The 11,711-nt window shown below is 72.9% G+C and carries 10 protein-coding genes and 1 pseudogene; 6 read left to right on the top strand and 5 right to left on the bottom strand.

All coding sequences use genetic code 11. From position 1 onward, the window contains the following. Positions 1-14 precede the first annotated feature (14 nt). The 5 genes from AB0L59_RS18055 to AB0L59_RS18035 all read left to right on the top strand — a co-directional run bounded on the left by AB0L59_RS18055 (position 15) and on the right by AB0L59_RS18035 (position 4,375). Entirely contained in the window at positions 15-935 is a 921-nt protein-coding gene (locus tag AB0L59_RS18055) for an ABC transporter ATP-binding protein (protein ID WP_365584304.1), read from the top strand. Next, positions 932-1,666 (top strand): ABC transporter permease, encoded by a 735-nt coding sequence (locus AB0L59_RS18050; RefSeq protein ID WP_365584301.1) that lies wholly within the window; start codon positions 932-934, stop codon positions 1,664-1,666. The genes AB0L59_RS18055 and AB0L59_RS18050 overlap by 4 nt, the downstream gene beginning before the upstream one ends. Before the next feature lie 25 nt (positions 1,667-1,691). Beyond that, entirely contained in the window at positions 1,692-2,942 is a 1,251-nt protein-coding gene (locus AB0L59_RS18045; RefSeq protein WP_365584298.1) for a sensor histidine kinase, read from the top strand. Further along, on the top strand, positions 2,932-3,576 hold the full coding sequence (locus tag AB0L59_RS18040) for a response regulator transcription factor (RefSeq protein ID WP_365584296.1): 645 nt from the start codon (positions 2,932-2,934) through the stop codon (positions 3,574-3,576). Before AB0L59_RS18045 ends, AB0L59_RS18040 begins: the two co-directional genes overlap by 11 nt. 274 nt (positions 3,577-3,850) lie before the next feature. Next, positions 3,851-4,375: a hypothetical protein gene (locus tag AB0L59_RS18035; RefSeq protein WP_365584293.1), complete on the top strand. Its 525-nt coding sequence runs from the start codon at positions 3,851-3,853 to the stop codon at positions 4,373-4,375. 57 nt (positions 4,376-4,432) lie between these two features. Here the strand turns inward: AB0L59_RS18035 and AB0L59_RS18030 are convergent, their stop codons facing one another. The 5 genes and pseudogenes from AB0L59_RS18030 to glgX all read right to left on the bottom strand — a co-directional run bounded on the left by AB0L59_RS18030 (position 4,433) and on the right by glgX (position 9,970). Beyond that, entirely contained in the window at positions 4,433-5,674 is a 1,242-nt protein-coding gene (locus tag AB0L59_RS18030) for a hypothetical protein (protein ID WP_365584290.1), read from the bottom strand. Positions 5,675-5,709: 35 nt separating this feature from the next. Further along, positions 5,710-6,441, bottom strand: a pseudogene (locus tag AB0L59_RS18025) (dolichyl-phosphate beta-glucosyltransferase); the annotation flags it as partial. A 99-nt stretch (positions 6,442-6,540) separates the two neighbouring features. Further along, positions 6,541-7,095 carry a hypothetical protein gene (locus AB0L59_RS18020; RefSeq protein WP_365584287.1) on the bottom strand — a complete coding sequence of 185 codons (555 nt, stop codon included), beginning with the start codon at positions 7,093-7,095 and terminating at the stop codon, positions 6,541-6,543. A gap of 10 nt (positions 7,096-7,105) precedes the next feature. Then, positions 7,106-7,612, bottom strand: coding sequence for a SigE family RNA polymerase sigma factor (locus AB0L59_RS18015; RefSeq protein ID WP_365584284.1), 507 nt, complete (start codon positions 7,610-7,612; stop codon positions 7,106-7,108). Between the two features lie 102 nt (positions 7,613-7,714). Next, positions 7,715-9,970 (bottom strand): glycogen debranching protein GlgX, encoded by a 2,256-nt coding sequence (gene glgX / locus AB0L59_RS18010; RefSeq protein WP_365584281.1) that lies wholly within the window; start codon positions 9,968-9,970, stop codon positions 7,715-7,717. Positions 9,971-10,257: 287 nt separating this feature from the next. On the opposite strand from glgX, the gene AB0L59_RS18005 reads away from it, so the two are divergent. Further along, a complete protein-coding gene (locus AB0L59_RS18005; RefSeq protein ID WP_365584278.1) occupies positions 10,258-11,481 on the top strand; it encodes an Ig-like domain-containing protein in 1,224 nt (407 codons plus the stop codon). The last annotated feature ends 230 nt before the right edge of the window (positions 11,482-11,711 follow it).

The following is an 11,711-nucleotide window of genomic DNA, read 5'->3' as shown; positions in this document are numbered from 1 at the left end:
GGGATTCTCCGAGCATGCCATCCGTCATCGAAGTCACCGATCTGCGCAAGTCGTACGCCGGCCGGGCCGTCGTGGACGGCGTCTCCTTCGCCGTCGAGGAGGGCGAGATCTTCGGGATCCTCGGCCCGAACGGTGCCGGCAAGACCACCACCGTGGAGTGCGTCGAGGGGCTGCGGATCCCCGACGCGGGCCGGGTCCGGGTCGCCGGCCTGGACCCCGTCGCCGAGCACGACGAGGTCACCAGGATCCTCGGAGCCCAGCTCCAGCAGAGCGAGCTGCAGCCCAAGCTGACCGTGCGCGAGGCGCTGGAGCTGTACGCCTCCTTCTACCCGGACGCCGCCGACTGGCGGCCGCTCGCCGAACGCCTCGGTCTCGTCCCGAAGCTCGGCACCCGGTTCGCCAGGCTGTCCGGCGGGCAGCGGCAGCGGCTGTTCATCGCGCTGGCCCTCGTCGGCAGCCCGCGCGTCGTCGTGCTGGACGAGCTGACCACCGGCCTGGACCCGCGTGCCCGCCGCGACACCTGGCAGCTGATCGAGGACGTCCGCGCGAGCGGGGTCACCGTGCTGCTCGTCACCCACTTCATGGAGGAGGCGCAGCGGCTCTGCGACCGGATCGCGGTGATCGACAAGGGGCGGGTGGCCGCCCTGGACACCCCGGCCGGGCTCATCCGCCGCTCGGCGGGCGCCACCGTCATCAGCTTCACCCCGTCGGCCCCGCTGGACGACGACGACCTCGCCGCCCTCCCGGCCATCGCCTCGGTCGAGCGCAAGGACGGCCGGATCACGCTCTCCGGCACCGACGAGACCGTGAACGCGGTCATCACCCTGCTCGCCCGGCACCGCATCACCGCCCACCAGCTGCGCGTCACCGACGCCACCCTCGACGACGCCTTCCTCGACCTGACCGACGACCGGACCAAGGAGGCCGCGGCATGAACACCGCCGTCCTGCGCACCGAGTTCCGTCTCTTCCGCCGCGAACCCGGCGCCGTTTTCTGGATCTTCCTGTTCCCGACGCTGCTCCTGGTCATCCTCGGTTCGATCCCGTCGTTCCGGGAGGCCGACGAGTCCCTGGGCGGGCTGCGGCCGGTCGACGCCTACGTCCCCATCGCCGTCCTGATCGCCCTGATCATGTCCGGGGTGCAGGCCCTGCCCCAGGCCCTGACCGGCCACCGGGAGCGGGGCATCCTGCGCCGGATGCGGCTCACCCCGGTACGGCCCTCGGCCCTGTTGTCCGCGCAGATGGTGGTGCAGGGAACGGTGGCGTTGGCCTCGGCGCTGCTCGCGCTCGTCGTCGGCCGGCTCGCCTTCGACGTGACGTTTCCGGAGCAGCCGGCCGGATATCTGCTGGCCCTGCTGCTCGCGACCACGTCGGCCCTCGCCCTCGGCTCCGTCGTCTCGGCGCTGTCCCGCACCACGAAGATCGCGAGCGCGATCGGCACGGCGGTGTTCTTCCCGATGATGTTCTGCGCGGGTGTGTGGCTGCCGGTGCAGGAGATGCCGCACACGCTGGCGCGCGCGGTGCAGTTGACCCCGTTCGGCGCGGCGGCCCGCGCCCTGGGCGAGGCGGCGGCCGGGCACTGGCCGGGCTGGGGGCACCTGGGCGTGCTCGCACTGTGGACGGTGCTGCTCACGGCCGGAGCGGCTCGCTGGTTCCGCTGGGAGTGAGCGGGCCGTGCCGGACACTGGTGGGATGACGACCGCCGCGCAACCGCAGATCCGGGCCCGTTTCGGCAGGTGGGGTCCCTGGGCGTTGCTGGTCGCCGGTACCGTCGCGGCGGCCATCTCCGCCCGCGCGGTCGGCATGGACCGGCACGAGATGGCTCAGTCGGCCGTGCTCGTCGCCGCGGCCGCCGTGCTGCAGGGGGTCTGGGCGAGGATGAAGCGCAGGCGGCCGGATCCGAACTGGACCGGTGTCTGCCTCTACCTCCTGCGCTGGGCCATCGGCTTCGTTCTGGCCTGGCTCAACCCGTTCTTCTCCTTCTACGCCGTGATCGGCTACTACACCGCCGCAATCGACCTGCCCCGCCGTCTGGTGCTGCCCGGTCTCTTCCTGACCGCCGTCACCATGGCCGGCGGCCAGGTCGGCGGCTGGCCACCGCACGGGCCGGTCCAGTGGGTCGGCTTCTTCCTCGTCCTGGCCGTCAACATGGGCATGGTCACCCTGTTCACCCGGTACGCCCAGCAGGAACAGGCCCGCGCCGTGGTCCAGGCCGACACCATCGGCGAACTGGAGCGCACCAACACGGCGTTGCAGCAGGCTCTCGACGAGAACGCGGCCCTGCACGCCCAACTCCTGCTCCAGGCACGGGAGGCGGGTGTCGCCGACGAGCGCCGCCGGCTCGCCGCCGAGATCCACGACACCCTGGCCCAGGGCCTGACCGGCATCATCGCCCAGCTCCAGGTGGTGGCCAACGCCCCCGACCTGGCCACCGCCCGCACCCATCTGGAGCGCGCCTCGACGCTCGCCCGGCACAGCCTCGGCGAGGCCCGCCGCTCGGTGCACAACCTGGCCCCGGTCGCGCTGGCCGCCGACGGACTGCCCGAGGCGCTGAAGAAGACGGTCACCGAGTGGGGAGAACGCACGGCCACGCGCGCGGAGTTCACCGTCACCGGAACCACCGAGCAGCTGCACGACGAGGTCGCGGCGACCCTGCTGCGCATCGCCCAGGAGGCCCTGTCCAACGCGGCCCGGCACGCCCGCGCGACCCGGGTCGGGGTGACCCTCTCCTTCATGGGCGACGAGGTCACCCTCGACATCCGCGACGACGGCACCGGCTTCGACCCGGCCGCCGTACCGGAGCGCACCCGCAGCGGCGGCTTCGGCCTGGACGGCATGCGGGCCCGGGCCGAGCGCATCGCGGGCTCCCTCACCCTCGAGTCGGAGCCGGGGCACGGCACGGCCCTGTCGGCTCGCGTACCTTTGGTGCGCGATGACCGCTGACACCACCATCTCCCTGCTGATCGTCGACGACCACCCCGTGGTCCGCGACGGCCTGCGCGGCATGTTCGAGTCCGCGGACGGCTTCAGCGTGCTCGGCGAGGCCGCGAACGGCGTGGAGGCGGTCGACCGCGCCGTGGCCCTGGACCCGGACGTGATCCTCATGGACCTGCGGATGCCCGGGGGCTCCGGCGTCGACGCCATCCGCGAGCTGGCCCGGCGCGGCGCCCGCGCCAAGGTGCTTGTCCTCACCACCTACGACACCGACTCCGACACCCTGCCCGCGATCGAGGCGGGCGCGACCGGCTATCTCCTCAAGGACGCCCCGCGCGACGAGCTGTTCACCGCCGTCCGGGCCGCCGCCGCGGGCCGTACGGTCCTCTCCCCGGCCGTGGCCTCCCGCCTGGTCCACGCCGTGCGCGCCCCCCGGCAGCCCGGCGCCGAGCCGCTGTCCGCGCGCGAGCGCGAGGTGCTGGTGCTGGTCGCCAAGGGCACGTCGAACCGCGAGATCGCCCGCGAACTGTTCATCAGTGAGGCGACGGTGAAGACGCACCTCACGCACCTGTACGCCAAGCTCGGCGTCAACGACCGGGCGGCGGCGGTGGCCGTGGGGTACGACCGGGGGATCCTCGGCTGATCGGCGTCCCGCTCCGGTTCACCCGGCGTTCAGGTGGGATAGTGTGGGTGGTCGACGTGGGGTCATGTCGCGTCGCCCCCGCATCCGGGGCCCCTTTCCGCCACGTCATCAAGGCCGTGTCAAGGCCTTCCCTCGCACTGTCCTCGCGTGGATAAACGTTCAACCAAAGGAACTCTCGGTAGGGCAAAGCGGTCTACTCGCATAGATGATCCCGGTGCTGTCATGCTCACGACCGCCCGGATCTCTGCCGGGCACCGCACCGGGAGACCCCCACATGTCCCGCATACCCCGCCCCCTGGTGACCACCCTCTCCGCGCTCGCCCTCGCCGCCGCGGGGCTCTGCGTCACCACCGGCTCCGCCCACGCCGCCAGTTGCAGCCAGGACTACCTCCCCCTGCCCGACCCCACCTGCACGCCCGGCGCCCTCAACCCCGACGTCACCCAGGACACCATCGGCTCGACCATCTGCGTCTCCGGATGGACCGCGACCGTACGGCCGCCGAGCTCCTACACCACCGCGCTGAAGAAAGAGCAGATCGTCGAGTACGGCTACTCCGACACCAGTCTCTCGGACTACGAGGAGGACCACTTCGTCCCGCTCGAACTCGGCGGCGCCCCGAGGAGCGAGGAGAACCTCTGGCCCGAGCCGCACTACGGGGACGAGGCCTCCTCTGACAAGGACACCGTCGAGAACAAGCTGAAGAAGGCCGTGTGCGCCGGTGACGTCAGCCTCGCCGACGCGCAGGACGCCATCATCACCGACTGGACGACCGCCCTGTCCAGGCTCGGCCTGAGCTGAGCCGTCCCGCCCCGCAGGGGCCGGTGCCCTCCTCGGGGGGAACCGGCCCCCTCGCGATCACGGCACGCCGAGCTCGAACAGGGCGTACCCCGCGTACGACCCGGAGGCGAGTGCCGCGATGCCGAGCAGCGTGCACTGCACGGGCAGGCTCAGCCGGCGCATGGCGACCGCGAGCGGCAGGAACAGCGGGAAGCACGGGAGCAGGTAGCGGGAGACGTTCGCGAAGATCTGCTGGCTGCCGAGGACCAGGGCGAGCGTGAGGACGGTGTGCACGACCAGCACCGCCGGCGGACGCAGACGGAGCAGCAGAGGGAGCAGCGCGCACGCCAGCAGGACCACACCGACGCCGACGACGTCCGCGAAGGGGTACGCGAACAGGTATCCGCCGAAGTGGCCCACCGGTACCGACGTGAGCACGTCCAGGGTCTGCCTGCCGTAGTCGAACTCGTGCGCCCAGGCGCCCGACTGCAGCGTGAAGTAGCCGCCCAGGTCGCCCATGCGGTTGCCGACCCAGAGCAGATAGCCGATCAGGCCCAGCGGGGCCAGGACCGCCGCGAGCAACGGGCGCAGGGTGCCGTCCTCGCGGCGGCGCAGCGAGAGCAGCGCGGCGACGCCGAGCCCGGCGATCAGGGCGGCGGCCGTGGGCCGGTTGAGCCCGGCCGCGAAGGCGAGGACGCCGGCGGTCAGCCAGCGGCGGGTCATGACGGCGTGACAGGTCCAGGCGGCCAGGGCCACGTAGAGGGAGTCGGAGTAGACCGCCCACTCCACGCCCGAGCCCGGCCACACCGCCCACAGCCCGGCCGCGGCGAGTCCGGCCCGCCGTCCGCCGAAGCGCTCGGCGACCGCGTGGACGCCGAGGGCGGCGGCGAAGGAGGCGAGCACCGACACCAGCAGGCCCGCGCCGTACGAACCGAGGCCGGTGACGGCCATGACCATCCGCATCAGGGCCGGGTAGAGCGGGAAGAACGCGGCCGAGTTGCCCTCCAGCGTGACCAGCCCGGTGGCGCCGGGGACATGGACGAGCTGCGGGTCGTAGCCGTGCAGGGCGATCTGCCGGTACCACCAGCCGTCCCAGGTGGCCAGCACGTCCCAGGGGTGTACCCCGCCGCCGAAACGGGGGTCCTTGGTGCGGTAGTCCCCGGCGGAGGAGAGCAGGTACAGGAAGGACAGGAAGCCCGTCAGCTTCAGCGCGCCGAACAGCGCGAGTACCGGGCCGTGCCGGCGGGCGGCCGTCCGCAGCCGGGAGACGGGCGCCGGCCGCGCCGCGGAGAGCAGTGTGCGGGGCACGGTCGCCGTCATGAGGCCACCGGTCCGCGGCGGGCCAGGGTCCGCCGCATCCGTACGATCCCGCGCAGGTCGGCCAGCGCCGTGGCGACGATGTCGACGCTGCTGTCGGGGTCGTCGACCCAGTCCACCGGGACCTCGTGGATCCTCAGGCCCGCCCGCTCGGCCAGCACCAGCAGTTCGGTGTCGAAGAACCACTCCCCGTCCCGCACCAGCGGCAGCAGCCGCTCGGCGACCTCGCGGCGCACCGCCTTGAAACCGCACTGCGCGTCGGAGAAGCCCACGGCGAGCGTGCAGCGCAGCAGGACGTTGTAGCAGCGGGAGATGACCTCGCGCTTGGTGCCGCGCACCACCCGTGCCCCGGGCGCGAGCCGGGTGCCGATGGCCAGGTCGGAGTGGCCGGATATGAGCGGCGCGACCAGCGGCAGCAGCGCCGCGAGCTGGGTGGACAGGTCCACGTCCAGGTACGCCAGCACCGGCGCCCGCGACCCCGACCAGGCCGCCCTGAGCGCCCGTCCCCGGCCCTTCTCCGGCAGCCGCAGCGAGACCACCTCGGGCAGCTCGTCGGCGAGCCGGGCGGCGATGAGCGGGGTGCCGTCGGTGCTCGCGTTGTCCGCGATGGTGATCCGGAACGGGTAGGGGAAGGTGTCCCGCAGATGCGTGTGCAGCCGCCGTACGTTCGGCTCCAGGTCCTTCTCCTCGTTGAACACCGGTACGGCCAGATCGAGGACGGGCTCCCCGGCCTGTGTCGGCAGGGGTGCGCGCCGGGGTGCGGGGGCCAGGGCCGACGAGCGGCCAGGTCGGAGTTTCATCACGTTTTTCCCCGTTTGTTCTTGTTGGTCGGGCATGCCGAAGGAAGCGGGTGGCAGGGGCGGCGGGGGTCAGCCGGTCGGGCTGGTCACCGACGAGGGGTCGTCCGACGGCACGGCCGGGTCGCTCACCGCGGCCGAGGCCGGCGCGGTGGTGCCGACGGTGTCCTCGGAGGTCGTCGTCGCGGACGGCGGCCGACCACCGGTGGTGGCCGAACTCCCGCCGGTACCCGGCGGATTGGCCGTGGTCGGGGTCGAGTGCGGGAAGTCCGTCGACGTGGGCGGTGACGGCGGCGCGCTCGGCGAGTCCGACGTGCTCGGCGAGGTGGTGGGCACACTGCTCGGCACGGGCGTCGGGCTGATCGCGGGCCGGGGATGCGGTGCGCTGGGCCGGTCGTCGGTGTGCCCGTGCGGCCACAGGAACAGGCCGAGGCCGAGCCCGGCCACCGCCAGCACCGAACCGGCGGCCCGGCGCGCCGCGCGCACCCGGCGCCGGGCCCGCACGCCCGCGTGGAGGCGGTCCCGCTGCCGGGCGTCGAAGGCCGTCTGCTCACCGGCGCCGTGCATGAGCCGCGTCAGCTGCCGCTCGAAGTGGTCCATCCGCTCGGTGTCGTCCACGTGCTTCATGGCTCCCCCCTCACTTCACCGGCTCGATGACGTCGGCCAGCAGCCCGCGCAGCCGGGCCACCCCGCGTGCGGCGTGGGACCGGGCGGTGCCCACCGGACAGCCCAGGACCTCCGCGACCTGCCGGTCGGGCAGGTCCTGGTAGTAGCGCAGCACCACGGCGGCCCGCTGCTGCGGACTCAACCGGGCGAGTGCCGACTCCAGCCGGGAGCGCTCGGCCACGGTCGCCGACACATCGCCGGCCGCCGCCACCTCGGGCAGCACCTCCACGGGCCGCTCGCCCCACCAGCGCCGGCGCGCCGAGCGGGCCGCGGCCCGCGCCAGCACCTTGCGCACATAGGCCTCCGGCGCCTCGTCGGCGACCTTCGGCCAGACGAACCACAGCTTGACCAAGGAGTCCTGCAACAGGTCCTCGGCGCGGTGCCGATCGCCCCCGGTGAGCAGACGGGCCAGATGGAACAACACCGACCAGCGGGCCGCCACGAACGCGTCGTACTCACCGGCCCGAGCCTGCTCCATCCTCACGGTCCCCGTTCTCGCCGGCTGTCTACACCAGGAGAAAGGCGCTGGAGGCCGCGGAACGCTGCACCGGGCACCTGTGATCCGCGTCACGCACAGTCGTCACGCGGGGGCCACGACCCGCAGCAGCAGCACCGCCCGCTCCGGCACCGTGATCTCCGACCCCGCCGCGCACACCGTGCCCGGAGCACCCGCCTGGTCCTCCCGCGAGGTGTCCACGAGCACCTCGTACCACTCGGCCCACGGCGGCCCCGGCAGCACGAAGTCCGCCGGACCCTCGCCCGCGTGCAGGATCGCGAGGAAGCTGTCGTCCGTGACCGGTGCGCCCCGCTCGTCCCGGCCCGGGATGTCCCGGCCGGAGAGGTACATGCCGAGCGTGGCCGCGGGCGCGTACCAGTCGCCCTCGGTCATCTCCGCGCCCCGCGAGGTGAACCAGGCCAGGTCGCGCAGCCCGTCCGCGGAGTGGGCGCGCCCGGAGAAGAAGGCGCGGCGGCGCAGCACCGGATGCCGGTGGCGCAGGGCGATCAGCCGGGAGGTCAGGTCGAACAGGGGGCGCCAGGCCGGGTCGTCCAGCAGCGACCAGTCCAGCCAGCTGATCTCGTTGTCCTGGCAGTAGGCGTTGTTGTTGCCGCGCTGGGTGCGGCCGAGTTCGTCGCCGGCCACCAGCATGGGCACTCCGGTGGACAGCAGGAGAGTCGTGAGCAGGTTCCGCAGCTGACGGCGGCGCAGGGCCCGTACCCGCTCGTCCTCCGTCTCGCCCTCCACCCCGCAGTTCCAGGAGCGGTTGTCGTCGGTGCCGTCGCGGTTGTTCTCGCCGTTGGCCTCGTTGTGCTTGCGCTCGTACGAGACCAGGTCGCGCAGGGTGAACCCGTCGTGCGCGGTGACGAAGTTGACCGAGGCGTACGGGCGCCGGCCGCCCCAGGCGTACAGGTCGCTGGAGCCGGACAGGCGGTAGCCCATCTCGCGGACGTCCGGCAGGGCGTGCCGCCAGAAGTCGCGGACGGCGTTGCGATACCGGTCGTTCCACTCGGCCCACAGCGGTGGGAAGGCCCCCACCTGGTAGCCGCCGGAGCCGATGTCCCACGGTTCGGCGATCAACTTCACCCGGCGCAGCACCGGGTCCTGGGCGATGACGGCCAGGAAGGGGGAGAGCATGTCGACGTCGTGCATCGAGCGGGCCAGCGCCGCCGCCAGGTCGAAGCGGAAGCCGTCCACGCCCATCTCCGTCACCCAGTACCGCAGCGAGTCGGTGATCAGGCGCAGCACCTGGGGCTGGACGACGTGCAGGGTGTTGCCGCAGCCGGTGTAGTCGGCGTACCGGCGGGCGTCGTCCTGGAGCCGGTAGTAGCCGCGGTTGTCGATGCCCTTCAGGGACAGCGTCGGGCCCAACTCGCCCGCCTCGGCCGTGTGGTTGTAGACCACGTCGAGGACGACCTCGATGCCGGCCGCGTGCAGCGCCCGCACCATCCGCTTGAACTCGCCGACCTGCTGGCCCGTCGTACCGGAGGCGGCGTAGGCGGCGTGCGGGGCGAAGTAGCCGATGGAGTTGTAGCCCCAGTGGTTCTTCAGGCCGCGGCGCAGCAGATGGTCCTCGTGCGCGAACTGGTGGACCGGCAGGAGCTCCACGGCCGTGACGCCCAGCCCCACCAGGTGCTCGATCGCGGCGGGGTGCGCCAGGCCGGCGTAGGTGCCGCGCAGCTCCTCCGGGATCTGCGGGTGCAGCTTGGTGAAGCCGCGCACATGCAGCTCGTAGATGACCGAGTCCGCCCAGGGCGTCTTGGGTCGACGGTCGTCGGACCAGTCGTCGTCATCGTGGACGACGACGCCCTTGGGGACGTACGGCGCCGAGTCCCGGTCGTCGCGCACGGTGTCGGCGACGTACTGCTCGGGCCAGTCCCGGACGTGCCCGTACGCCTCCGGCGGCAGCCCGAACTCGCCGTCCACCGCCCGCGCGTAGGGGTCCAGCAGCAGCTTGGCCGGGTTCCAGCGGGCGCCGGTCCACGGGTCCCAGCGGCCGTCCACCCGGTAGCCGTACCGCTGCCCCGGCATCACGCCCGGCACGAAGCCGTGCCAGATCTCGTGCGTCAGTTCGGTCAGCGGAACCTGCGTCTCCCGGCCCCGCTCGTCGAACAGGCACACCCGGACCGCCTCCGCCCCGCCCGCCCACAGCGCGAAGTTGGTGCCCGCGACCCCGTCGGGGCCGACCCGGAACCGGGCCCCCAGCGGTGTCGGGGCGCCCGGCCACACCACGGGGGAGGGCACCGCGGCGCGCCGGGCGCCGTTCACCACGGCCGGCTGCTGCCCGGTCCCGGCGGCCGGCTCCCCGGCCGGTGCCCGCTGCTCGGCTGCGCTCGTCACCTGTCGGCCCCTCTTTCAGTGGCTCGCCCGGGGCGGCGCAACCGGCCGTGCCGAAGAGCCGAGGCTGCCCCGCAGCACCCTCGGCCGCCCGGTACGGCTGCGCCCCGACGGCCGGGGGCGCCCTCTGGATCGCGCTCTTACGTCCCTTTCAACCGATCTGATCCACGAAGGCGCCCCCTGTGGCGCGGGCGCGGCGGCTCCCCAGCGTGTCGTCCTTCCCTCTGTTCTGCCCAGTGCGTGCGTCGCACTCACGTTTCCCCGGAGCGGGCCCGGTCGTTGAGACCCGCGTGAGGCACGTACAAGGACGCGCGCGGCGCACGGGGGTCGCGCTGGCCGCCGTACTGACATGGGCGGCACTGCTGGCAGGGTGTTCCTTCGGCGGTTCCGGCCCGCTCGGGCTGGACGGAGTGCCCGGCAAACCCCCGTCACCCGAGGACGTCATCCACGTCACCCCCGAGGACGGCAGCAAGGCCGTCCGCCCCGACCAGCGGCTGCGGGTGCGGGTGCCCGTGGGGCGCCTGCGGCAGGTGACGGTCGTGAAGTCGCAGGACACGCAGGACTCCGCCGTCCCGGGGCGCATCAGCGCCGACGGCCTGACCTGGCAGCCGGACGCGGACCGGCTGGCGCTCGCCGCCAAGTACACCGTCGACGTGGTGGCGCAGGACGCCGACGGCCGCCGCTCGGCCCGGCACACCACCTTCACCACGATGGTCCCCGAGAAGCGGTTCATCGGCTACGTCACCCCCGAGAACCGCGCCGTCGTCGGCACCGGCATGATCGTCTCGCTCGCCTTCAGCCGGGAGATCACCGACCGCGCCGCCGTCGAACGCGCCGTCCGCGTCAGCGCGCGGCCGCCCGTGGAGATCCGCCCGCACTGGTTCGGCCGGAGCCGGCTGGACTTCCGCCCCGAGCAGTACTGGAAGCCCGGCACCGAGGTCACCGTCGACCTGAACCTGCGGGACGTCCAGGGGGCGCCCGGTGTGTACGGGGTGCAGGACAAGGCCTTCTCCTTCACCGTCGGCCGCAGCCAGGTCTCCCTGGTGGACGCGGCCAGGCACACCATGCAGGTACGCCGCGACGGCCGGCTGCTCGCCGTGGTGCCGATCACCGCGGGCGCCCCGGAGAACCCCACGTACAACGGCAAGATGGTGGTGATGGACATGCTGGACGTCACCCGCATGAACGGCCGTACGGTCGGCTTCGGCGGCGAGTACGACATCCCCGACGTCCCGCACGCGATGAAGCTCACCGACTCGGGGACCTTCGTGCACGGCAACTACTGGTCGCCGGACGCCCCCGGGCGCGTCAACGTCAGTCACGGCTGCGTGGGCCTCAGGGACGTCAGGGGTGGCAGCTCGGACACGCCGGCGGGCTGGTTCTTCGACCGCAGTCTCGTCGGTGACGTCATCGAAGTGGTCAACAGCGAGGAGAAGACCGTCGCCCCCGACAACGGCCTGGGCGGCTGGAACATGACGTGGAGGCAGTGGACGGCGAATCCCGCGGTCACGTGATCGCGGGACTTCGTTCCTTCGGAAGCCGGAGACCCGCGCCCCGCAGCCGGCCGGCGTCGACGACTCGCGAGGTCATCGGCGTCAACGCCGTGACCGGCCGGCCTCGGGCACGGTCACCGCGGAACCGGTCGGAGCGCTGGTACGACGCCGGCGGGAGCACCGCCGCCGTTCGCAACGGGATGTCGCGGTGGCGGCCGACCTCGCCACCCGGCGCCTCGGTTGCGTAGAGC

This window comes from Streptomyces sp. NPDC052109 (assembly GCF_040680195.1).
Lineage (GTDB): Bacteria > Actinomycetota > Actinomycetes > Streptomycetales > Streptomycetaceae > Streptomyces.
The sequence above is the reverse complement of the archived record's forward strand: the minus strand, read 5'-3'. Positions and strand labels throughout refer to the sequence as shown.

Coding starts and splice junctions, on each gene's coding strand:
- AB0L59_RS18055 (WP_365584304.1), top strand. CDS start 15: ATGCCATCCGTCATCGAAGTCACCGATCTGCGCAAGTCGTACGCCGGC.
- AB0L59_RS18050 (WP_365584301.1), top strand. CDS start 932: ATGAACACCGCCGTCCTGCGCACCGAGTTCCGTCTCTTCCGCCGCGAA.
- AB0L59_RS18045 (WP_365584298.1), top strand. CDS start 1,692: ATGACGACCGCCGCGCAACCGCAGATCCGGGCCCGTTTCGGCAGGTGG.
- AB0L59_RS18040 (WP_365584296.1), top strand. CDS start 2,932: ATGACCGCTGACACCACCATCTCCCTGCTGATCGTCGACGACCACCCC.
- AB0L59_RS18035 (WP_365584293.1), top strand. CDS start 3,851: ATGTCCCGCATACCCCGCCCCCTGGTGACCACCCTCTCCGCGCTCGCC.
- AB0L59_RS18030 (WP_365584290.1), bottom strand. CDS start 5,674: ATGACGGCGACCGTGCCCCGCACACTGCTCTCCGCGGCGCGGCCGGCG.
- AB0L59_RS18020 (WP_365584287.1), bottom strand. CDS start 7,095: ATGAAGCACGTGGACGACACCGAGCGGATGGACCACTTCGAGCGGCAG.
- AB0L59_RS18015 (WP_365584284.1), bottom strand. CDS start 7,612: ATGGAGCAGGCTCGGGCCGGTGAGTACGACGCGTTCGTGGCGGCCCGC.